General features: G+C 38.5%; 21 protein-coding genes. 1 reads left to right on the plus strand and 20 read right to left on the minus strand.

The features are described 5' to 3' along the window. Positions 1 to 2: 2 nt before the first annotated feature. Positions 3 to 2,225 carry an ATP-binding cassette domain-containing protein gene (locus tag A5888_RS10640; protein WP_170924808.1) on the minus strand — a complete coding sequence of 741 codons (2,223 nt, stop codon included), beginning with the start codon at positions 2,223 to 2,225 and terminating at the stop codon, positions 3 to 5. Positions 2,226 to 2,470: 245 nt separating this feature from the next. Between A5888_RS10640 and A5888_RS10645 the strand changes: the two genes are divergently transcribed. Next, positions 2,471 to 3,211, plus strand: a complete 741-nt coding sequence (locus tag A5888_RS10645) for a MerR family DNA-binding transcriptional regulator (protein ID WP_086349729.1) — start codon at positions 2,471 to 2,473, stop codon at positions 3,209 to 3,211. A 234-nt stretch (positions 3,212 to 3,445) separates the two neighbouring features. On the opposite strand, the gene A5888_RS10650 is transcribed toward A5888_RS10645, so the two are convergent. The 19 genes from A5888_RS10650 to A5888_RS10740 all read right to left on the minus strand — a co-directional run bounded on the left by A5888_RS10650 (position 3,446) and on the right by A5888_RS10740 (position 22,170). Continuing rightward, the gene (locus tag A5888_RS10650; protein WP_086349728.1) at positions 3,446 to 3,958 is read right to left on the minus strand and encodes a DNA-3-methyladenine glycosylase I; all 513 of its coding nucleotides are present in this window, start codon (positions 3,956 to 3,958) and stop codon (positions 3,446 to 3,448) included. 178 nt (positions 3,959 to 4,136) lie between these two features. Further along, positions 4,137 to 4,568 (minus strand): DUF2188 domain-containing protein, encoded by a 432-nt coding sequence (locus tag A5888_RS10655; RefSeq protein ID WP_086349727.1) that lies wholly within the window; start codon positions 4,566 to 4,568, stop codon positions 4,137 to 4,139. A gap of 26 nt (positions 4,569 to 4,594) precedes the next feature. After that, positions 4,595 to 5,485, minus strand: a complete 891-nt coding sequence (locus A5888_RS10660; protein ID WP_086349726.1) for an SDR family oxidoreductase — start codon at positions 5,483 to 5,485, stop codon at positions 4,595 to 4,597. 135 nt (positions 5,486 to 5,620) lie between these two features. Further along, a complete protein-coding gene (locus A5888_RS10665; protein ID WP_086349725.1) occupies positions 5,621 to 6,124 on the minus strand; it encodes an isochorismatase family protein in 504 nt (167 codons plus the stop codon). 149 nt (positions 6,125 to 6,273) lie between these two features. Continuing rightward, the gene (locus A5888_RS10670; protein ID WP_086349724.1) at positions 6,274 to 6,870 is read right to left on the minus strand and encodes a nitroreductase family protein; all 597 of its coding nucleotides are present in this window, start codon (positions 6,868 to 6,870) and stop codon (positions 6,274 to 6,276) included. A 154-nt stretch (positions 6,871 to 7,024) separates the two neighbouring features. Then, positions 7,025 to 8,314, minus strand: coding sequence for an ABC transporter permease (locus A5888_RS10675; RefSeq protein ID WP_086349723.1), 1,290 nt, complete (start codon positions 8,312 to 8,314; stop codon positions 7,025 to 7,027). Beyond that, complete coding sequence (locus tag A5888_RS10680) at positions 8,311 to 8,994, minus strand: ABC transporter ATP-binding protein (protein ID WP_086349722.1); 684 nt, start codon at positions 8,992 to 8,994, stop codon at positions 8,311 to 8,313. Before A5888_RS10680 ends, A5888_RS10675 begins: the two co-directional genes overlap by 4 nt. 200 nt (positions 8,995 to 9,194) lie before the next feature. Further along, positions 9,195 to 10,514, minus strand: a complete 1,320-nt coding sequence (locus A5888_RS10685; protein ID WP_086349721.1) for a hypothetical protein — start codon at positions 10,512 to 10,514, stop codon at positions 9,195 to 9,197. 275 nt (positions 10,515 to 10,789) lie between these two features. Further along, positions 10,790 to 12,088 (minus strand): carbohydrate-binding domain-containing protein, encoded by a 1,299-nt coding sequence (locus tag A5888_RS10690; protein WP_086349720.1) that lies wholly within the window; start codon positions 12,086 to 12,088, stop codon positions 10,790 to 10,792. 376 nt (positions 12,089 to 12,464) lie between these two features. Then, positions 12,465 to 13,205: a hypothetical protein gene (locus A5888_RS10695; protein ID WP_086349719.1), complete on the minus strand. Its 741-nt coding sequence runs from the start codon at positions 13,203 to 13,205 to the stop codon at positions 12,465 to 12,467. A gap of 17 nt (positions 13,206 to 13,222) precedes the next feature. Beyond that, the gene (locus A5888_RS10700; protein WP_086349718.1) at positions 13,223 to 14,221 is read right to left on the minus strand and encodes a DUF5067 domain-containing protein; all 999 of its coding nucleotides are present in this window, start codon (positions 14,219 to 14,221) and stop codon (positions 13,223 to 13,225) included. Next, positions 14,218 to 16,833, minus strand: coding sequence for a YfhO family protein (locus tag A5888_RS10705; protein ID WP_086349717.1), 2,616 nt, complete (start codon positions 16,831 to 16,833; stop codon positions 14,218 to 14,220). Before A5888_RS10705 ends, A5888_RS10700 begins: the two co-directional genes overlap by 4 nt. Positions 16,834 to 16,857: 24 nt before the next feature. Next, positions 16,858 to 17,457 carry a signal peptidase I gene (lepB, locus tag A5888_RS10710; protein WP_086349716.1) on the minus strand — a complete coding sequence of 200 codons (600 nt, stop codon included), beginning with the start codon at positions 17,455 to 17,457 and terminating at the stop codon, positions 16,858 to 16,860. Positions 17,458 to 17,475: 18 nt separating this feature from the next. Continuing rightward, on the minus strand, positions 17,476 to 18,228 hold the full coding sequence (gene lepB / locus A5888_RS10715) for a signal peptidase I (RefSeq protein ID WP_086349715.1): 753 nt from the start codon (positions 18,226 to 18,228) through the stop codon (positions 17,476 to 17,478). 17 nt (positions 18,229 to 18,245) lie between these two features. After that, positions 18,246 to 18,923: a hypothetical protein gene (locus tag A5888_RS10720; RefSeq protein WP_086349714.1), complete on the minus strand. Its 678-nt coding sequence runs from the start codon at positions 18,921 to 18,923 to the stop codon at positions 18,246 to 18,248. A gap of 35 nt (positions 18,924 to 18,958) precedes the next feature. Beyond that, positions 18,959 to 20,041, minus strand: coding sequence for a DUF916 and DUF3324 domain-containing protein (locus tag A5888_RS10725; RefSeq protein WP_086349713.1), 1,083 nt, complete (start codon positions 20,039 to 20,041; stop codon positions 18,959 to 18,961). Positions 20,042 to 20,157: 116 nt separating this feature from the next. Continuing rightward, entirely contained in the window at positions 20,158 to 20,943 is a 786-nt protein-coding gene (locus A5888_RS10730; protein ID WP_086349712.1) for a WxL domain-containing protein, read from the minus strand. 40 nt (positions 20,944 to 20,983) lie between these two features. After that, entirely contained in the window at positions 20,984 to 21,799 is an 816-nt protein-coding gene (locus A5888_RS10735) for a WxL domain-containing protein (protein WP_086349711.1), read from the minus strand. After that, complete coding sequence (locus A5888_RS10740; protein ID WP_086349710.1) at positions 21,796 to 22,170, minus strand: LPXTG cell wall anchor domain-containing protein; 375 nt, start codon at positions 22,168 to 22,170, stop codon at positions 21,796 to 21,798. The genes A5888_RS10735 and A5888_RS10740 overlap by 4 nt, the downstream gene beginning before the upstream one ends. Positions 22,171 to 22,182 lie beyond the last annotated feature (12 nt).

The raw sequence follows: 22,182 nt of genomic DNA on the forward strand, positions 1-22,182 counted from the left end.
ATTTAAATATACTGACCAGTTAAAGAGTCGGTCGCCTTGATTGCAGTCGGATACCCCTCAAATACAATCTCGCCTCCCTTATCCCCTCCATCCGGTCCAATATCCACGATCCAATCTGCTTGGCGAATAATATCCACATGATGTTCAATGACAATCACTGTGTTCCCCTGATCAACGAGGTGATTCATAATTTCCATAATATGCGCGATATCAGATAAATGTAGACCGGTGGAAGGCTCGTCCAGAAGATAGATACTTCCCTTTTTGTAAAATTCACTGGCAAGTTTCATTCTCTGACACTCTCCACCAGACAACGTGCTCATCGGCTGACCAATCGCTAAATAATCAAGCCCCACCTGGGACATCGCTTTAAGCTTTTTCACGATGGCATTTTCCTGAAAGAAGCTCAAACTCTCTTCTACCGTAAGACCGAGCACTTCATTGATATTCTTCCCTTGAAATTGATAGTCTAACACCTCTTGATTGAACCGTTTCCCTTCACATACTGGACACTCATTTCGCACGGCATCCATGAATGCCAGATTCGTTTCAATGTATCCTTGCCCTTTACAGTTGGCACAAGCGCCTTTGGAATTATAGCTGAATAGAGAAGGCGAGACATTATTTGCCTTTCCAAATAACTTTCTTATAGTATCGAGAATCCCGATATACGTTGCAGGATTAGAACGAGAATTCGTTTGAGCCGCCGCTTGATCGATCAAAATCGTTTCCGGAAATTGGGTCAGGAATGAGTCTTTTACTAAGGTACTTTTCCCTGAACCTGCTACTCCCGTAATCAGTGTCAATGCTTTTTTCGGTATATTCAACGAGACATTCTTCAAATTATGTTTTGAGGATGCCTTTCCCTGATAAAAGTCGTTGACCTTACGTGGTGTTTCATTGATCGCTACCTGATTATTGAGAAATGTTCCTGTTAATGTCTTTGAATTTAACAGCGCTTCATAGGTTCCCGTAAACATAATCCGCCCGCCATGTTTTCCGGCTTGCGGCCCAACCTCGATCACATGATCCGCAATTTTGATTACATCAGGATCGTGCTCAATAACAATCATAGTATTCCCTTTATCTCTCAGCTTTATCAGCAAATCATTCAGACGATGTACATCTCTCGGATGCAGCCCAATACTTGGTTCATCAAAAATGTACAATAAATCGACCAGACTATTATTCAAATGCTTGACCATTTTGACACGCTGAGATTCACCCCCTGACAAAGTTGACGTCTCACGATTCAAGCTAAGGTACCCTAAACCGATATCAACAAGATTGCCGATTTTTTCCTGAAGACCTTTCAAAATCGGAAAGGCCTCCGGCAGCTCGATTACAGCTAAGACACGCTGCAGATCCGTCAACTGCATTTCTAGTAAATCCGTGATGCCCCAACCAGCTACCCGAACAGATAAAGCCTGCTGTGAAAGTCTTTTTCCTTCACATAATGAGCAAACCGCTTCATGACTATGTTCCTTCAATATTTTCTGTGCCCGCGGTGTAAGTTCGCCTTCTTTGAGCAAGTACAGGCGATTGAACTTCGTTACCAGCCCTTCATAGCTGGAATTCACGCCATCTATTTTTACCTTCATGTCTTTCCCGTATAAAAGTAACTCACGTTCCTCCACTGAATAATCGTCAATCTTTTTAGTCACATCAAACAAACCAGATTCAAGATAGCTCTTCATATACCAATCAGTATTTTTAATTGGTGCAAAGATGATCGCTCCCTCTGCCAGAGAAAGCTTAGAGTCAAGCAGCTTACTTTCATCAACCACAACATTTTTTCCGATACCATGACACTGCTCACACATTCCTTCTTTATCATTGAAAGAAAAATAATTTGCTGTACCGATACTGGGTTGTCCAAGTCTTGAATACAACACCCGTAGCAAGGAATTGATATCTGTGATTGTCCCCAAAGTCGAACGAGAATTGCCACCTAATCTTTTCTGATCGATGACCACTGAGGTAGACAAATGCTCGATTGCATCCACATCTGGCTCTTTATATTTGGGTAGAAAAGAGCGCACAAAAGCACTGAAGGTCTCATTCAGCTGTCGCTGAGATTCGCTGGCGATCGTTTCAAAAACGATCGAAGATTTTCCTGAGCCTGAAACACCAGTGAATAAAGTGATTTTCCGCTTCGGAATCACGACATCCACATTTTTCAGGTTGTTTTCTCTTGCTCCGGTAATTCGTAGATATTCTGTCATATCCATTCCTCCTCTAATTCTTTGTGCCTGACAGCCCATTACTTCCGTTTAGCTGCTCTGTCCTTTTCAATGACCTCCTTCACTACTATTCAATAACTGTCCTTTGTTTCCAAATCCCAATCATCCATTTCAAAAAACAGCAGCAATCTTATAGTATCACTTTAATGCAAGTTCTAAACTTTTATTACAAAACTAGTGTTCTTAAAGTATAATCATAGATAAAGTTTAGCACCCGGAGGAGAACCATGAATTATCGACCGATCGATATTGCAAGAAAACTGACGATTAGCACTAGTTTACTACGACATTATGAAAAGCATGAGTTATTCCCAGCACCAAAACGCTCCAAAAGCGGCTATAGAATCTACTCTGAAACCAGTTTTCTTTATATTCAAGCCGTACGTACTGCTACACTGGCTTATGGGTACCGAACTACGAAGAAGCTGATGGATCTGGTTCGTGAAAAGAACTACACCCAAGCGCTTTGGCTCATTACGCATGAACAATACCAACTACACCAGCAAAAAGAAATCTCCGATCAAACACTGGCACTGCTTCACAAAGAAGAAAGTGAACTGATCACTCAAATGCCTAGAAAAGGATGGATTACTATCGGCGAAGCAGCAGAACGACTTTCTATTACTGAAACAACCATTCGCCATTGGACCAAAGAAGGCTTATTAGAAGTGAGTAGAGATGCTGAAAGCAATTACCGGAAGTTCGACGAACAAGCATTGAGACAGCTGCTGATTATCCGACTGATTCGAGCGTCTACATGGTCATTAGATGTGGTCCGTGATATCCTTGCAACCTTTAAAGCAGAAACACCCACTGAAATGATTCAGCTAGCGGAGCAATCTTTGCAGATGTTAAATAAGCGATTGGAACGGCTGTTCATTTCCCAAAAATACCTGTATCAGCTAATCACCTTTTTATCGCCAGACTATTTTACCGATTTTCCCGGAATGGAATTTTATGATTTTTAACGATCAGAGCACATATAACTGAAGCTTTTTAAGCAGTCAAAAAAACATGAGTCTGACTCTTCCCAGTATCGAAAAGTACAAGCTCATATTTTTTTGACTGCTATTTTAACAACTGGTTATTGGTACAATAGAATTTGTACCAAACTGAAAGCCCTCACGAGGTCACTCTACCTTTAAGGCTCTGCTCCTTTCTGGTATTGGGTAAACAGAGACTGCCAGAAAAGCGGCTAAAGACTACTCAGCGCTCAACACCTGATCTTGAAAAATCCCTGCCGCTTTAAGAAACATGCAAGTAACTACCGGTCCTACAAAAGAAAAGCCACGCTTTTTCATATCTTTTGCAATGACCGTCGCCTCTGGAAGCGTATTTCCTACCTCTTCAGCTAACTCATACTGTTTAACAACTGGTACACCACCAACAAAATCCCATAAATAATCAGCAAAGCTATCATACTCTTCTAAAAGCTTGACGATTGCTCGCGCATTTTGGACAACTGCTTTGATTTTTCTTGGGTTTCGAATCATCTCAGGGTCATGAGCAATCCGATCTATATCATCTGGAAAAAAAGCGGCCACTTGACGAACATCCATCTCACAAAAATTCTTTAAAAAGACTTCTTTTTTCCCAGCAGCAGCTTTCCAACTCAACCCTGCTTGAAAAACACCAATCGTAAGAAGTAGAAACAGTCGACGATCGTCTCTTGTCGGTTCCCCCCAATGATCACTATACCATTGATACTTTTTCATCCGCTACACCCTCTTTCCCTACCATTGCTTTCACAGATTTTATGTTGATTGTAGTTTTTTTCTAACAATCAACCTTCTCATCTATTGTACCATAGCTACTAACGGGAAAAAGAGAACCGAAACGTTGGACGCTTCGATTCTCTCCACACATGACCATCTACAGATGAGTCCTGTTTTCTTACGATGGACGTTCATCTTTCTTATATGCAATAACCTTGGATTCCTTATTTTGGGCCATTTCTTTTGCTCGTTTCACTGCCTCTTCTTTTGTTTTGAAAGAATCAGCGGCTTTTTCAGCACCTTTTGTTTGAACAAACCATTTATCATCCTTATAGAAAACAAGAACATCATTGTCTAAAAGGTCTTGATTGATTTGTTCTCCACTATGTTTATCATTCTTTTTAGGATAGTTCTCTTTTGAAAATGCCTCTTTCTCACGTTCTGTTGCTTCCTCCAGCCATTTTTTTGACTGTGAAATAGCAATGGGAATGGCACGCTCTTCCGGATAACCTTCTGCAAGCAACGCATTTCCTATCTCGATTGCCTTCTTTCTCAACGATGGTTCAAAGTTCTTGAATGAAGCTGGATAATCCTTTTTATCCCATGGCATGACGATCCCTCCCTTTTCTACTTCAATCAGGCAAAGAAACTGCCGCCTGTGATTGCATATACCTGTCCAGTCACATAGCTCGCTTCCTCTGAAGCCAAAAAAACATAAACTGAAGCTAGTTCAGCCGGTTGTCCGGCACGTCCGATTAATTCATCCTGTCCAAACTCGGGAATTGCTTCCTGCGGTTGTCCACCACAAATCTGCAACGGCGTCCAAATCGGTCCGGGTGCAACTGTATTGACTCGAATCCCTTTAGAAGCCACTTGTGCTGCAAGCCCCTTACTAAACGTCGTTATCGCTCCCTTAGTCGCCGCGTAGTCCAACAAATGTGCACTTGGTTCTGCACTTTGGATAGAGGTCGTTGTGATGATACTCGCCCCAGATGGCAAATAATCCAGTGCCTCCTGAACAGTCCAGTACATAGAAATGATATTGGTTGTAAAAGTATCCATAATTTGTTGAGTGGTCAGCTCCTTGATGTCTTCCACCGCTTGCTGCATACCAGCATTCAATACTAGAATATCCAACCCGCCTAACGCTTCTGCTGCTTCATGGACTAATTTTCGAGCAAATGACTCATCCTTTAAATCTCCTGGAAGTAAAATAGCCTTTTGTCCAGCTTTCTCAATCCATTCTTTAACCTCTTGCGCGTCTTCTTCTTCAAATGGCAGATAATTGATTGCTACATCGGCGCCTTCTCTTGCATAGGCAATTGCTGCTGCACGACCTATTCCGGAATCGCCACCAGTGATCAATGCCTTCCTACCTGCCAACTTTCCACTGCCTTTATATACTTGTTCTCCACAGTCCGGTACTGGTGTCATCTTAGTTTGCAATGCCGGAGCTTCCTGCTTTTGTTTCTCAAAAGTACCTGCATAAAACTGTTCTAACGGATTTTCAAGTTTTTTTTCTGACATCCTTTATCCCTCCTGAAAGTTTGATTGCTCTATTTTTAGCCTATAACAATCAAGAGATAGATTCAAATCATCCGCATCTTTTCCTACTATGCAGCTCATTCTTGCGCTTATTACGACTTTCCTTCACAACCTCTTTCAATTAACAAACGCGACTCCCCAATGCGCAAATAGCTCAAGGGCCTGTGCTTCTTTTCGTTCATCTCTTGAAGAGACGACATTCTTTGAAATCACAAATTTTGCTTCTGGAAATGTACTCATAAAGATAATCAGATTTGCGAGTACACAAATCTCCGTCTCTACACCAATAAATTCAATCTTTTCTTTTGTAAAATCAATGTCTGAAAGCTCTTCCTTCAAAGCCAACATTTTCTTCGGTGGTATCCCATAATAGTGCTTTTTTACCTCAATTCCCGTACTAAGTATTTCCTGTAGCTCGTCAACGATCTGCAAATCCCATATATCCTCATTTCCATCCTTGTGCTCTATCGGAATATCTCTTGTATAAATAATAGGCTCGCTTCGAGCCAAAGCATCCTGTGTTTTTTTTACCAGCGCAGCAATCAGCCGCTGTCCATCTCCTATGTATGTTGCTCCCTTGGCATGCAGGTTGCTGTTTTGCGCATCAATAATAACTAGCATGATTGCTCTCCTCTCTAATCGTATCTCTTCTCAGTATACGGACATTCCTCTGCTCCTTCTAATCATTCGCTCTAATTCGAAAGACAAAAACATACCACGACTGATTCACTAGGAATCAGTCGTGGTATGTCTCTATTTTTTAATTCAGATTATCCAAAAGTAAGGAAACGATCTGCATCGTTCATATACTCTTTTTCACCAGCTGGTGCTTCAATAGAGCCGATAACCAATTGTGCTCTTAATTTCCAATTTGCCGGGATATTCCATTCCTCCGCTACTGCATCATCGATAACAGGGTTATAATGCTGTAGGTTTGCGCCAATGTTTTCTTGCGCCAACGCAGTCCATACGTTTGCTTGAGTTAAGCCACTTGCTTGTTCAGACCAAACAGGAAAATTGTCTGCATACAAAGCAAATTGTTCCTGTAAGTTTTTAACGATATCCTGATCTTCAAAGAAAAGAATTGTACCAGCTGCACCAGCAAAACCTTTCAATTTTTCTTGTGTATTTGGAAAAGCTTCAGGTGGCGTAAGTGGTTTTAATGCTTCTTCTGTGATGTCCCATAATTTTTTATGTGCATCCCCAAATAGGAAAACAACACGTTGTGTTTGAGAGTTAAAAGAAGACGGACTTTCTCTTACAACCTCTTTGACCAAAGCTGTGATTTCATCCTTTGATTGTGGTAAGTTATTTCCTAAAGCATAAATTGAACGACGGTTCTTTAATTGGTTAACAAAATTTGACATAGTTTATTTCATCCTTTCATCATTACAAGTCAATAATTACTATTACTTCTTTAGTATAACAACTTATTAAAAGTAAGTAAAAGAATATGCTTCAAATAAAAAAAGAATCCGATTGCCGTAATTGTACGGGCCGGATTCTGATTTAGATACTTGCTTATTCGTAACGCAATGACTCGATTGGATCTAATTTTGCTGCTCTTCTTGCTGGTAATGTTCCTGCAAGGAACGCTATCAACATAATCACTAAAACAATGACGATCATCGAAGGTATTGAGAATTGTAGTAGTGTGAAGCCTGTCATACCTTCAAGGAAGGATTTCAAGGCGTACTCATTTAGTAAAGCTCCAGCTCCCATTGCTCCTAGAATCCCCAGCGCTGATCCCCAGAAACCAATCAACAACGCTTCAACACTGAATGATAGGAAAATTTTTCCACTGCCCATTCCCATCGCTTTCATCAACCCAATCTCGCGGGTACGATCCTGAACAGACATATACAAGGTATTCACGATCCCAAAGCTGGCCGCTAGTAGCGCGATTGCTCCAAACACGGTCAGAACACCTGTGATTGCGTTCACAACCTGGCGAATCATGCCAATTTCATCTTCCACAGTCATCGCAGAATAGTCCTGATCGCTTAAGCGCTCTTTCAACTTGTTGATTTTATCTGTTTTACCTACATAGCCTTTTTCCATTGTTGCAAACGCCATATAATACATATCCTTCATGTTCTCCGGCAAGCCTTTTTCGCTGATCTCAACGATTTTATTGGCCAAACCATTACTGATAATTGACTGTCCATTTTGGACTAAGCTAACATTACGAACACCTACGATCGTCGCATCAACAACCTCTTGCTCGCCAGTTGCTTGAGAAGTTACTGCGATTTTTACTTTTTTGTTCAAGGCATCCTTTGCAGAGGAATACCCCAAGCTCTTCACAAATTCAGGTGCCAGATTCACTTCATACGCATCACCAGTCGTACTGACTTCTTTTCCTTCTTCCAGATCGATCGTGATATCGCTTGAACTAGCAACAGAAAATTCGTATTTTTTCCCTGATTCCCCTTCAATATAGTCAGGAGAAAGCATCAAAAATGGTTTAACAGATTTAATTCCATCAATCCCTTTGATTTTATCAAGATCTTTCTGTGTTAATGCCTCTGCTTCTGTTGCGCTTCCTTTATCCGCATCGTACTCTGTCGGCTCATCACCGCCGCCTACACTAACACCCAGCGAATCAGCACCAGGAGACACCATCAATTGATCCTCTCCACCTACGCTGCCTATTTGCTTATCAATATAGTCATTTACACCAATATTCACACCGGTCGTCAACGTAATGGTGAATGCGCCGATAAAGATTGCAATGATGGTTAAAATCGTTCTTCCTTTATTTCTCCATAGATTCGAACTTGCTGATTTTAAAATATCTGTTATCTTCATAGCGCTTCTCCCTTAACAATCAATCCGTCTTTGATATGAATCTGACGATCACAACGTGCAGCCAGATCTTCATCGTGCGTCACGATAATCAACGTGATTCCTTCTTTTTTATTTAAATCAAATAATAATTTCTCTATTTTTTCCCCAGTAGTAGAATCTAGGTTTCCTGTAGGCTCATCCGCAAAAATAATTTGTGGATTATTCACCAATGCCCGTGCAATGCAGACACGTTGCTTTTGCCCACCAGATAGGTCATTGGCCTTGTTGTGTATCTTGCTTTCCAATTCCACAGATTTCAATGCTTTTAGCGCCATTTCTTTTCTCTTTCTACCGGAAATACCCGCGATTTTCAGCGGTAGCATTACATTGTTCAGCACGCTATCTTTTGGATTCATGAAAAACTGTTGGAACACAAAACCAAATGCTTCATTTCTAGTATTGTTCAATTCCTTTGTTTTTATGTTGCTGACACTTTTATCATTTAATAAAATATCACCTGAGCTTGGCTTATCTAATAATGCCAAAATATGCATTAACGTTGATTTTCCTGACCCACTTTTTCCGATGATTGCAACAGACTCCCCTTTTTCGATCTGTATGTCGATTCCTTTCAGGGCATCAAATCTTGTTTCATTACGCCCATAGCTCTTTTTTAGATTTCTAGCTTCAATTACAGACATTTCTTCCCTCCATCATTCTCACTAACATTTTTTTCACATCTTTCATTTTGAAGTAACGCCAGTTATTTGTCATGGTACTTGAGATGTATTTCTTACTCGTCTTAAGTCTTGTATCCCTTTCCAATTAGTAAAAGATATATTTGTAGGAGGTTTTTTAGAAAAGAAAAGAGACTGAAAATTTTTTCAGTCTCAAAAAAAGGTTATTTTTTCGTTATTATGTCGCCTTCAAAATACAAGTTCACAGTTCCGTCCTCAGTTGCTTCAAAATCGCTTACAGGATGTCCCTCTACAAAACTGACACCATCAGCAAATGGATGTTTCGCTTTCAGTTCCTCAATAGAAACCATTTCTCCAAGCTTGTATTTGGGAGACTCTGTTTTATACAATATATAATCACCAGACCCGTCTAAATCAATCCAATAATTCACTGTAATTGTTACTGTAAATGCTGTTGGCGCTTCTGAGAAAATTACTTGGTGTACACCACAAGTTTTCAATTGTGTTGGCTCACACTTCACACCATAGTTAACAATGCAACAGTTTTTTGCTTGGCGTGTACCGACTACTCTCATTGAAGAAGGGGTGCCTTTTGCAGGATCTGCCAATAGCCCACCTTGGTTATTCAAGTAGACCCCACCAGGTTCAGATGTCCAATTGTAATTCTTCATATTGTTCATATTCCGTTTTACTGACTTGTAGTTTGTTACAAATACTGGTGTTTCAAAACTGAGCTCAAAAGTTGGTTTTCTATACTCTTCACGAACTACAGCACCACAGTATGCACGAAGCATTTTTTTGTCAGCTTGCAATGCAGCAATCCCACTGTTGATATCATTAGAAATACCAGTAATCGAGCTTCCTTTACCTTCTGCTTGAATATGTGCAATCGCTGAGCGTGCACCGGAAACTTTTCCTTCACCGACAACTGTTGCGCCAGTCCATGCATAGATATCACGATACGCCCAGATTCCTGTTCCTTGCGTTGCAGTTCCTTTGAGAACTGAGCTTAGGAAAGGCTTGATATCGTTATTACACCAGATACCATAATTTGTTCCGTAAGCTTCTACAGTACCTGCTTTCATACGAATCTCGTTGTGGACACGGATTCCTGCTTCATTTCCCTTTGCAGTGATTTTTCCTTTTCCACTGCAATAGAATGGTTTGAAGTAGCCGCCTACATTGATCCCAAACTGACCTTGTTTTGTGTCAGCATTCAGTTCACCATTCCCATTCACATATAGGGAACTCTTTGTGTAAATAGAATCGATATTTACCGGAAGAGTATTATTCAGGTTCACTGTCAGTGCACAAGAGCTATAGATGACTGTTTCTTCGGTCAACTCATACGATTTTTTTCCTTTCTTTAGTACGTTGACTCCGTTTTCTGTAACAATTGTTGTCGTTCCACCCTTTAAATCAATTGAGCCTTTCAAAACTTCTGCAGAGGATTCCTGTCCGCCGATAAACAATGCTCCGACAAATCCTAAAGCCAGCATTCCCGCAAGATGTCTCTTTTTCATCTTCTCCATCCTTTCATTTAAAACAAATATTTTTAACACACATATAAATTTTATCACAATAAATAACTTATTATCTATCACGTTTTTTATAAGACCATAGAAACAATTGATAAAAAAGTATGTTATAAACATCTAAAAGAAATTAATAGATTACTTAAAATCATGTTATTTTTTATAAAACAAACAAACTCATAATCAAACAAATGCACAAAAAATAATTAAATAACAAAAAAACAGAAAACGACCCTTCAGTCGATTTCTGTTTTCTATTCCAATTACTCAGCATCACCTTCGAAGTAAAAATCAATCTCTTTATCTTCTTCAGCAATAAAATCTTCCGTTACAGTTCCAGTAACAAAGCTCACACCATCCGAAAACGGATGTCCCTCTTTCAAATCAATTACAGACACAGGTGAACCTGGTTCATATTTGAATTCTTTTGGTTCACTTACTTGATCGTATTCACCGTCACCATCAATATCGATATGATAGTTTACTGTGATGGTCACTTCATTCGCTGTTTTAGCATTTTCAAAAACAACTTGATGAGTACCATTGTAAGTCAACCATACAGATTCTTCTTTCACGTACTTGTTAACGATTGCGTAGAACCCAGTTGTACGAGTACCAGTGATCGTCATGTTCATTGGCGCACCGTCTTTACTGTATAGTCTGCCATTGTTCAACTCAACTAAACCAGCAGGGTCAGATGTCCAAGTGTAGTTTTTAGCATTTTTCAAATGCCAACCAACTTGTGTAATATCTTCAACTTTGATGCCATCTTTTTTGTCTACAACAATTGTTGGGTTTTGGTATACTTCACGAACTAAACCACCACATCTTGCACGAAGCGTAGTTGAGTTATGCAACGCTGCATAACCACTATTGAAGTTACGTGAAATACCAGTGATTACACTACCTTCATGGTCTGCTTTGATCAATTCACCAGTGAAAATACCAGCCAATTCACCTTCAGCAGTCAACTTAGAACCTGAACGTACAAAAACATCTTCTCCGGCATATACACCGAATTTTTCTTCAGAGTTCGCATTCAATACAGCACCTGTATAAGTCTGTACGTCATTTTTCACCCAAACACCATATTGTTTTCCGTAGGCGTTGATTGTTCCACCATGTTGCTCAATTTGAGAAGAAGTGCGTACACCAGCTTCATTCCCTTTAGAATTAATTACTGCTTTACTCTTAGAATCAACAACCAGGTCATCACCTACATTAATACCAAATTGACCTTCTGCATCTGCGTTCAATTCACCGTTTCCGTAAATTTTCAGATGGTTTTTAGTATAAATAGAATCAATATTTACTGGCGATGCATTATTCAACGTTAATTTCAATGTTTTAGAACTATAGATCATGCTATCTTCTGTTAATTCATACGTAGCACTTTTTGTCTTAAGCAAGCTCACACCATTTTCCACAACAATGGTAGAATCTGCACCTTTCAAATCGACATTTCCAGTTAGTACTTGTGCTGCTGAAGCATCACTAGCTCCTATAAACATTGCACCGGCAAACCCTAAAGCCAGCATTCCCGCAAGACTTCTTTTCTTCATTAACATTCATCCTTTCAAAAAACGAGTATTTTCTTTACTCTTATATACTACCACAATAAATAACATCTGTATTATCACTTTTTTATTAAACAAACTAAAACAATGATAAATCAGTAAGTTATTTCTTCCATTGAATAACATAAAAACCGCATAAAATCAACGTTACACAATTGAAAAGAAAAAGATTTTATAAAATCATCAATGATACATAAATAACATTTTTAGTTAAAAAATAACAACTAACAAACGTTAATGTTCATAAAACTTCAACTTCTTCTTAGTGAAAAAATGCGTAAACGAAAACATCTCCCATATTTACCAACAAAAAAAACAGCTATCCATAGAACTCGCCGAATAGCTGCCTTTTCTAATTCAATTACGCTTGGTAATAATCCTGTAAAAACACTTGGATTTTAGCTAAAATTCCATTCTCTGCATACGTAAGCTTGATCTTTTTTCCTAAGCCTTTTTTCTCTTTCGCCTTATCATACGTATCATACAAAACAATTTGCTGATTTTTCAGTTCTTCTTTTGTTTTTCCTAACGTCACTTGCAATTCACCTAGGATATCTTCCTCCGGTATATTAATCATTTTCCCAAGCGCTAGAACAAAACCTTCCAAATCAGTGCCATTATATTTCCCAGTTATTGCGCTATTGTCGATTTTCAACTTATACCTATCAAAATACGCTTTCTTCTTATTACTATTAAAAACGTATTTTACTTGACTTGACATTGCTATAGGATAGAGTTCTTCTTTATTCTTCACCGCAAAAGAATGAATATAGCTTGCTTCTCCACTCATCGAGGAGATGGAACAGCTCTCTTCCGTCTTCTTTTGTTCTTCTGTAACCAGATGTTCTTCCACTAACTCGCTTATCTGATCCACAAATCCAGAAAGCTTCAACTCAAGATCGTTTTCTACTACTTCTTCTGCTTCAGATCTTTCTAATTCTGGCAAGCTATATACTGAAAAGCCATTTTCCCTCTCAAAGGAATTGGCCAGTAGTTCATCGCCGTCTGCCAAATCAGTCCTTTTAATCGTATTTTCTTTTTGAGCGCAGCCAGAAATCAGTAGTAACAGTAAACTAAAAAAGAATAATGTACTTTTCTTCAAAATTTGTCTCCTCTTTTCTAATTGAATCTGCTTAAATCGAATCCAATGGGTTCCGCCTGCTCAAATTCCGACTCCAAAAATTCTACATAGGCCTTATCTTCCTCATCGGTAGATATAGAGTAAAATGCCAACCCGTTGCCCGTCTCGCCTTTTTTCAATTTTTTTGTATTATCTTCTGCTAAAACTTTTAAGTTTCCAACAGCATCATCATTTGGAAAATCTGCTTGAGCCAACACATCATCCCCAAGCTTCACTTTCGCTTTTTCATACCAAACAAGCGGTTCAAGTTCAGATTCACTCTTATTTGTCACAGTATATCGAATAGCTAAATACGCTTGATCACCAACAGTAAGATTTCGATAGCCAGTTACTGCAATTGACATTTCCTTATTCTCAACCATAGTTTCAGAAGACTTCTCTTCCTTCGATTCTTGAGATGGCGTCGTTACCTCTTCATCAGCCGTTGACTCCAACGGTTCTTTTTCAGTCAAAGTACTGACTGATTCATCAATAATTTCCACCCGTTCCTCAAATCTGTTATCATCCGCAGAATAGAAGATGAACTCAATCAATTCATTGTCTGTTATCACATAATAGCAATGCACCCAGACACTGTCTCCTTCGTGCTGACCATTCAGAGTGTACTTATAGGCTTGATTCTTTCCTACTTCATATTCCTTCATATAAATGTCATCTAGCTTACTATAGTCATAAATTTCTTGAAGGTTCTTTCTAGTCTTAGCGCCAAAATCCGTTAAATCAACCTCTGATAGTGACGAAGCTTGAATAAACATCTCTGATTTACTTATGCTATCTTCCGCACCAAAAATGGCTTGATTCCCATATTCTCCCTTATAACTACTTTCATCCTGCTTATCCCAACTATCCGGCAATTGAAATTGATAAGCATACGATGAACTTTTAAAGGTTACTTTTTTTTCTGATAATTTCGCTTGACAACCAGCTAAGAAAAATAGAACTATCACCATAAAACAGCCTACGCTTTTCTTGTTCATACTGTTTGCTGCTCCTCTCTGCTTATTCTATTACGGTATAACCAACCGCAATAACCAATAAATAATGCGATGCAACTCCCAAAAAGAATAGCACCAATTTTGAATCCTTGAGGGAGAAAAACAAACTCAATTTTATGACTTCCTTTTGGAATATTCAATGTAAGGAATGCTTTCTTAAGATTCGGCATTTCAACCTCTTTTCCATCAATATAAGCTTTCCACCCCTTGTCATACGGAATCGTTGTAAACAACGTTTGAGCCTCATCAAGGCTTACTGCAGCAGTCGCTCTTCTCCCGGAAGTTTTGATGTCTACACCCTTTTTAGACATTTCTTTCACAGCGTTCTCGAATTTTTGTGTATCAAGCAGCAAAACATCCGGTTGATACAGCTTTACTACGCGTGTTCCAGTGAATGAAACAGTAACTGTAACAGCTGTCCCTTTTTCATAGTAGCCCAAATTATAATATTGCCCTGTAGAAGCCAAGTTATTCACTCGTTTCACGCCATTGACGGTCACTTCAACATTACATTCTCCCATATAAGAAAATGTTGCAGGATACAGACTCAGATACGCTTGTTGGTTTGCAGGCACATACACTTCCCATTTAACTTTCTTGCCTTTTGTAGGGCTTATTTCTGTATAGGTTACCGCACCATCAGCTTCTGTTACAGTAATATTGTCTGTTTCAACAACTCTAGGCTCAATGACCTGTGTCATCGTTTCTTCCAAACCAGACAGTTGATTAAACAACCCACTTTGGCTCTTAATAGCGTCCGTTTCAAAAATTTCCTCATCGGTCAAAATCCCCAATGGCAATGCCAGTTTATTTTCATAGAGGGCGTATTTTCCCTCTTCCTTTATTTTGGTATAACCAAATTTCATCACATCTGATTCCGAAATGTTATACTTTACTCCCAATAACGAATCCATTAACAAGGTGTTATTTTCATACTTTATATTCAAATTACTTCCTGATGATCGATACCCCAAGTTATTCAAATACGCAGAAGAATGACGATTACGAATAGACGAGAACATCGAGACACCACTGTATCCATAATTAAAGCTATCATTTAATGTAAGTCGATCCAAATTTTCCAATCGATAGAAATTGGCATTTTCTTTCTTGGTCATATCAACAAGCGCTCTTGTTGCTTCATGCCTTTCATCATAGTTAAAAATTTCCTTGGTTGGATAGCCCCACTCCACCCCTATTCCTTCAATCAAAGCATTCGCGTTAAATGAAGCCTCTGTAATCATCACCATTAGCAATAACAACGGAAATAATTGTTGAAAACGCCCATTTTTCCTTTTCAACAGTATAAGAATGAGGAACAGGACTAAGAATCCAATGGTCAGATACAAGGACAAATCCGTAATATAGTCATACCGTTTCTTATTTGAAAACAGAACAGCAGCTAAAAATATACCGCCCATAAGGAGTATAAGATTAATAATATGGTTTGTATCTTCCTTCTGAAACACTTCAAAACCATAGCCACATAGCAAAATAATCAAAAAGGAAAAAAGGAAACTAAAGCGAAATAGAAACATATTGGGTGCATGCAACCCATGCCAAAATAAATTCAATGGATTGACATACACGCTAGCTATCAGCAATAAGAACAAACTGCCATACACAAGTTTATTTCTTAAAGGTATTTTCTTGGTTGAAAAATAGTAAAGAAAAAACAACAATGGAAACAAGCCGATATAGATGAATGGCGCAGCCTCATATTTACTGGTATCATAAACAGCTACCATATTTTTCACAACAAGATCCCATACACCCGTATCATAAGTCCAAAGCTGCGTCAGCGAGTCCATTCCTTCCCCATTATTTTTTAAATCCAGAACAGTCGGCAGAATAGTTATCATAGAGGCTCCACCAGCTAACAGAGATGTAAGCAAATAGGACAAGATACTCTTTTTATACCGTTTTGGATCTGTAGCTAGCCTCGCCCAATAATATAGGAAAGAGAAGACACCTACGATAAATGCCATATAAAAATTCGATACAAACAACAATAGGTAACTGATAAAAAGAAGTAAGGGTTTCTTTTCATCCATCACTCGATGAATCCCGAGTATAATCAAAGGAAGATAAACAAAGGTATCTAGCCACATGATTACTTCTGAATAAGCGACCGCATACCCCATCAACCCATAAGCTGAACTATAGGCTAACAATTGCCATTTGGATGTTTTCTTGAATGTATTATACGCAAACACCCAAAATGACAACCCTATAAATCCAAATTTTACCAACGTGATCACATATAAAGCATCTGGCATAGCTCCATTACTAAATAGCGCAACGAGTGGAGTAAATATCCCGTTCAGATAATAGGCTGAAAAAGCCCAGTAGTTTAATCCTAAAGAGCCATACCATGTATAAAAAATATTTTGTTCACCTTTCAACACATTATTGAAACTAGCATGGAAATTCGAATATTGAGAAAAGCTGTCGCTCGCCAATATCGTTCTGTCACTGCCAAAATAAATATCATTCAGCGCATATACAGCAATCATCACCACTACCGGTATCAAAAAACTAAGTAGCAAAAACAGTCCATTTTTCTTTATAAAGCTCATCCATTTTTTTATCATAAAAAACCTCTCGTATCAGTTAAATTAGTTGATAAATCCTATAGAATCAAAAGGATAATATCGAAACATGACGACTCCCTCTATTTGTTTTTTTTCAACAAATCCAAAGTGACGGCTATCTGTGGAATTATTTCGATTATCACCTAGAACAAAATACACATCTTCTGGAATTTCTTCTATATCCACTAATATATCCCAGACATTTTTCGTAATCGTCACCTTCAAGGTACCATCCGGCAAATCCTTTGCTTTCGTATCCGATCGAAGTGCTTGATCCTCTCTCATCTGATGATTTATATATAATGCATTCCCTTCCGTATATATCTTATCCCCAGGTAGCCCAACCACTCTCTTCACATATGAATCACTTGGGTTTTCTTTTGGATAAAAAGTAATCAACTCATATCTTTTCGGTTGCTGTGTTTTCTTAATAAACAATCGATCTCCATTTTGTAAAGTCGGTTCCATAGAGACTCCATCAATTTGATGCGGTCGAATAGTTATTAAAAATACCGCAAGCAACCCGCCTAAAAACAGAAAGAAGAAAGCAGAAAGAATCACTCGTTTCTGCTTTTCTCTCCTAAGATTTCCAGGACGTTTAAATTTAAATTTTGTCGTGTTCATCTTCTATTCCTCAACTTCTTAAAATCCAGATAATGTGTGGAATGGGAAAAACCGAAATTCAACAACACCAATAATTTCTTTCTTATCGACAAAGCCAAAATGCCTACTATCTGTAGAGTATTGTCTGTTATCGCCTAAAACGAAATAGTTATCCTCCGGCACACTGTTTTCTCCAGTGAGTTGCTTCAACGTAAAATCCTCAGTAAAACGCATATTTCCCTGATTGGCTATACTTACCGCCTTTTCCAGATAACGTTCTGTTTGGTAGGATTCATTCACAAACAACTGATCTTCTTCATAATAGAGACGCTCACCAGGTAGCCCAATCACTCGACGTACCACCTGTTCACCCTTTTCATTTTTGAAAACAAGCAAACTAAAACGTTTTGGCGTTTTGAGTCGGTTGATAAACAGTCGATCCTTGTCATTGACCTGTTCTGACATAGAATAACCATCCACCTTGATTGTTGTAAATGTAAATTTTGATAAAACAGCAATCATTATCAGGAATAAGAATAACGTAATACCAAGTTCAATAAGAATAGCCTTCCTCTGTTTCCATTTCTTTTTCGACCTCTTTTTAATTGGTCGTACAGAACTATTGGCTTTTCTCCTTTTATCAGTTACTTTTCTTGTTTTTTGACCAGACCTTTTCTTGGCTTGTTGAACGTTTCGTCGTTTTTTCTTTCCAGACTTTTTTTTCGTGCTTTCTCTTTTTTCTGAATTATCACGTTTTTTTCTGTTTTTTTCTTTTTTCCGTGAATCACTCATCCCTTACACCTTGCTTCTTATTTTTTCTGCTGCAAAGCACTTTCATTCACTTCAAATTCATCAATTATTTTCTTTTGACGTTCTTTTATTTTCGTAATATCCTCAACATATGAATCAATATTTCCCGTATTTTGCAAAGACTCCAAGTTTTGTGCCCCCAAATTGATCCCTAATTTCCGCACTTGATCAAAATATCGATTCAACAGTTTCTGGTAATCTGAACTCATTCCACCATATGCTGTTTCCATTCCCACAGAAACCAACTGAGAGCTCAACTCTCGAAAATTATTTAACGTTTTTTCAGGACTGGCACCATTTTTCAAACTTTCAAACTGCTGTTCTGTTTCATCCAATAAATAATACCCTTTGGACAAAGCAGTTGTATTTGCTGTACTCATATTCGTGAGCTGATAATATCTAGCATAAAATCCGCTGGCACCAAACAGTAACGCTAATACAATCAGAAGAACGCTATTTTTGAAGGAGGAGTTTCGTTTCTTTTTCAATGCTGCACAAGCACGTTTCCATCCTTTTCTTTTCTTCTTAGCCTTAGGACGTCTTCGCTGTAGCTTTTTCAAGCGGTTACCAGTATTAATCCCTAAAATAACAGACAAAACAGCAAACAAAAGTAGGAGAATGGCTAGCGCTAACAACCCTATGAAGGCCATATCCAGCACACTCATATTCAAATTCATTTCTTTTTCCTCCTACTGTTACTCAGATTGATCAATTACTTTTTCTTCGTCAGTTTCTTCTTCCGTTTTTTACTCGATTTTCTATTTTCTCGCACTTTTCTAACGGCGAAGAAAATACTCAATAGAAGAACAAAAGCAATTGCGGCAAGTAAGGCAATCAGCTTCCAATCAATTCCTTTTTCTTGAACCAAATAAACATCCTGACCGTTGAACTTATCCGCTTCTTCATCTGTAATCGTAAACTCTCTTGTCCATTCCCATTTACGTTCTCTGGAAGTAACAATAATATGCGCTTTATAATCTCCTGGCTCCATCCTTTCCCCATTCATACTGACGGGAAAATTGATCATAGAATTTGGCGCCATGCGCATGCCTGCTTTTTTGGTATCATAAATTACTTCTTCTGAATCCTTCGGAGAGATCTGCACACTTACAGTCATATCATCCAAAATGACTGCTTGCGTATTTGAAAAATTGACAAAAACGGCATTTTGATAATTCGCTAAACCAGCTGATACATCGTTTAATTCAAGATCCGGTTCAACTGGCGTTTCATTTTCTCTTAATACCAAAGCAATCAAATATGCGTACTCATTGATGATTCCCGTTTGAGATTCATCTCTTTTAATTACTTGTTTTAGCTGAATCCCTCCCGCTAGAATACCATCATAAGAGGTTTCAGGCATTGCGATATTTATATCTAACGGCACAATTGTATGAGGAGGGATCGTTACCTTCTCCTCTGATTTGACTAAATCTTTAAACTTGAATTTTAATGACTTATCATCTTCCATTGGTGATGGTCCATATTCGATAACACCATTCCGATTGGTTTTCGCTCCATTCAAAGAAACAGCAATGGTCATTTCTTGATCAGACGCATTTTCCAACTCAATTTGAACCGTCTGTTGTTGGCCCGGCGTCATCATCAAATCAAAATAAGCCGCTTCCCGATCGTGCTGGTTCTCCGGAACAACAAGTCTATAATTGAATGCCCCATAAGAATCTGCGCCACCTTCAGCAGTTGTTTCTTCTGCATATGTAGTTGTTCCTGTAATAAAAAATAACACTATGTACAGAAGGATAAATGGCCCAAATTTTCTATTCTTAGTACTCATCACTTCACTACCTCTCCTAACTAAAATAGAAAGAATTCTGCCGACTTACTAAAAGCCGACAGATTCTATCTAGTTTAACGAAATTTAATTATCTCATTCATTCGCTAAAAAAATGATTACGCAACTGCTTCCATTGTCCATTGGATAACAGCAGTGTATTTACCATTGTAGACCATTGTTGTATTAGGAACTGTTAGCTTCACTGATTCTGCTGCTGTATTTTTATCATCATCACCAAAAACTAACTCATAGATACCGATACCTTTGTCAGCATCCTTGTTGTTATACATAGTTACTTTTGTAGAGTCTTGTCCATCCCAAGCAATTGTAGCTCCATTTATGAACTCATTATCTGTAGAATAGAACACAGGATTATCTACAGATTTTATTCCCATGTTATTGTATGTTAGTGTAGCTCCATCCAATGTTTTATCTGTGTTTTCAACTTTTGTCGTAAACTGCGTTTGCAAGTCTGCAGATAAAGAATATTTATGGTTCAATGTTTGACGATCATCCACAAATTTGACGAAGTTTGGAGAATCCCATCTGTCTGCACCCGCTGCATTCCCTGTAAACGGTGCTGCAAAATACTCTTCTTTTACTGTGTTGTTTACAATTGCATGATCTTTAAAGTTCAATGGTGTTACATAGATGATACCGAAATCTCCTGGGTTTTTCGGTGGGAAATCAGGATCTAAATCTGTTGCTTTACTACCACTTGTAGTTCCCGGTTCAGTGATTTGCGTTTTGTCATCATCACGTTTTGAATCACGTGTGAACTCAACGTAGGCATTTCCTTGTTGAGTGTCAGTATCTACGGCCTTAGTAGTATTTGGTACAGCTAATGCTACACCTGCTGCAGCAACTAATGCTGCACCACATAATTTGTGTGTCAATTTCATTTGTGTTTCCTCCTAATAAATAATTGTGTGTGTGTTTCATTTATGGTAACTCGGCTAATACCCAAGTTAACACCGTTGTGTAATTGACCGGATCTTTTTCTGTCTTTCCCGGTATGGACAAACGAATAGCACTATTTTCATGCACTTGTTGGTTGTTAAAAACCGAATCCAATACTGGATTGCCTTTCTTATCAACTTTAGGAGTCAGCGTAGAGATCATATCTGCCGGATTATCAGCAGATGCGCCAAAACTAATACTCCAAGTACCAGTTCCATCACCCTCTTCAGCAGTTGCCAGATTATACGTGTCTCCAATATTTTCTAATCGAATGATTTCTTTCGAAACAATCGGAGAAGTAACGCTGTCCTTGTTGACAGAATTTGTCCATGATTTATCAAAGGACAATACTGCACCATTGAGGACACTGTTCTTTGTATCTGGGTTTCTGAATTGACCATCTTGGCGTAATTGTAGTTGCCAGCCTTTAGCTGTTTTTCGATAGTCAGAAATTTGAACAAAATTTCCTCTAGCTTCTGTTTTACCATCTAAAAACAACTGAGCATTAACTGGGTAAGACACATTTTCATTTGAAATCGCATTGACGTGAAAATTCAACTGCGGAACAAAATCAATACGTAAAGGACCTGATGTACTAGGACTATCACCTGGATCGACAGAAACACCTGGATTTTCCGGATCACGGATATCATCAATTTCTGTGTCAGTATCCGTATTGGAAAATTCAATTGCCGCTCCACCGTTTGCTAAATCAGATTCCGCACTTACCAGTTCTGGACTCTCTAATAAGAACATACTCAAAAGAACAGCAACAGAAATTAAAGATTTATTTTTCATCTATTAACTCCCCCTTCTCTGTTCTTCCTTTTCCAAATCAGGAATAGTACTGCCATAACAAGCAACGCTATACCACTGATTGTTAAGCTGTTTTTCACCAACTCACCAGTTGAAGGGAATTTACCGGATGGTTTTGATGTGCCGCCGGTTGGCGGCAATGTTGATTGTGTGGTTTCAGAAGTTTCACTATCTGATGAGCTACTTTCTGAAGTACTACTTTCACTCACATCTTCCTCATAGAAACCTATAACTCCATTTGTCTTAACTGCTCCACCATTGCCACTTGCATCGGTTATTACGGGAATAACAAAGCAACAAGCAAGCCCTAAAATGAAGGAAGCAATCAAAGAAATAACCCGCGATTTTTTCATATCTCTTCCTCC

Origin of the sequence: Enterococcus sp. 9E7_DIV0242 (genome assembly GCF_002140975.2) — a bacterium.
GTDB classification, from domain to species: domain Bacteria; phylum Bacillota; class Bacilli; order Lactobacillales; family Enterococcaceae; genus Enterococcus_L; species Enterococcus_L clewellii.

What these genes read in the sequence shown, in the direction of transcription:
- A5888_RS10640 (WP_170924808.1), bottom strand. Translation starts at nt 2,225, where the DNA reads ATGACAGAATATCTACGAATTACCGGAGCAAGAGAAAACAACCTGAAA.
- A5888_RS10645 (WP_086349729.1), top strand. Translation starts at nt 2,471, where the DNA reads ATGAATTATCGACCGATCGATATTGCAAGAAAACTGACGATTAGCACT.
- A5888_RS10650 (WP_086349728.1), bottom strand. Translation starts at nt 3,958, where the DNA reads ATGAAAAAGTATCAATGGTATAGTGATCATTGGGGGGAACCGACAAGA.
- A5888_RS10655 (WP_086349727.1), bottom strand. Translation starts at nt 4,568, where the DNA reads ATGCCATGGGATAAAAAGGATTATCCAGCTTCATTCAAGAACTTTGAA.
- A5888_RS10660 (WP_086349726.1), bottom strand. Translation starts at nt 5,485, where the DNA reads ATGTCAGAAAAAAAACTTGAAAATCCGTTAGAACAGTTTTATGCAGGT.
- A5888_RS10665 (WP_086349725.1), bottom strand. Translation starts at nt 6,124, where the DNA reads ATGCTAGTTATTATTGATGCGCAAAACAGCAACCTGCATGCCAAGGGA.
- A5888_RS10670 (WP_086349724.1), bottom strand. Translation starts at nt 6,870, where the DNA reads ATGTCAAATTTTGTTAACCAATTAAAGAACCGTCGTTCAATTTATGCT.
- A5888_RS10675 (WP_086349723.1), bottom strand. Translation starts at nt 8,314, where the DNA reads ATGAAGATAACAGATATTTTAAAATCAGCAAGTTCGAATCTATGGAGA.
- A5888_RS10680 (WP_086349722.1), bottom strand. Translation starts at nt 8,994, where the DNA reads ATGTCTGTAATTGAAGCTAGAAATCTAAAAAAGAGCTATGGGCGTAAT.
- A5888_RS10685 (WP_086349721.1), bottom strand. Translation starts at nt 10,514, where the DNA reads ATGAAAAAGAGACATCTTGCGGGAATGCTGGCTTTAGGATTTGTCGGA.
- A5888_RS10690 (WP_086349720.1), bottom strand. Translation starts at nt 12,088, where the DNA reads ATGAAGAAAAGAAGTCTTGCGGGAATGCTGGCTTTAGGGTTTGCCGGT.
- A5888_RS10700 (WP_086349718.1), bottom strand. Translation starts at nt 14,221, where the DNA reads ATGAACAAGAAAAGCGTAGGCTGTTTTATGGTGATAGTTCTATTTTTC.
- A5888_RS10705 (WP_086349717.1), bottom strand. Translation starts at nt 16,833, where the DNA reads ATGATAAAAAAATGGATGAGCTTTATAAAGAAAAATGGACTGTTTTTG.
- lepB (WP_086349716.1), bottom strand. Translation starts at nt 17,457, where the DNA reads ATGAACACGACAAAATTTAAATTTAAACGTCCTGGAAATCTTAGGAGA.
- lepB (WP_086349715.1), bottom strand. Translation starts at nt 18,228, where the DNA reads ATGAGTGATTCACGGAAAAAAGAAAAAAACAGAAAAAAACGTGATAAT.
- A5888_RS10720 (WP_086349714.1), bottom strand. Translation starts at nt 18,923, where the DNA reads ATGAATTTGAATATGAGTGTGCTGGATATGGCCTTCATAGGGTTGTTA.
- A5888_RS10725 (WP_086349713.1), bottom strand. Translation starts at nt 20,041, where the DNA reads ATGAGTACTAAGAATAGAAAATTTGGGCCATTTATCCTTCTGTACATA.
- A5888_RS10730 (WP_086349712.1), bottom strand. Translation starts at nt 20,943, where the DNA reads ATGAAATTGACACACAAATTATGTGGTGCAGCATTAGTTGCTGCAGCA.
- A5888_RS10735 (WP_086349711.1), bottom strand. Translation starts at nt 21,799, where the DNA reads ATGAAAAATAAATCTTTAATTTCTGTTGCTGTTCTTTTGAGTATGTTC.
- A5888_RS10740 (WP_086349710.1), bottom strand. Translation starts at nt 22,170, where the DNA reads ATGAAAAAATCGCGGGTTATTTCTTTGATTGCTTCCTTCATTTTAGGG.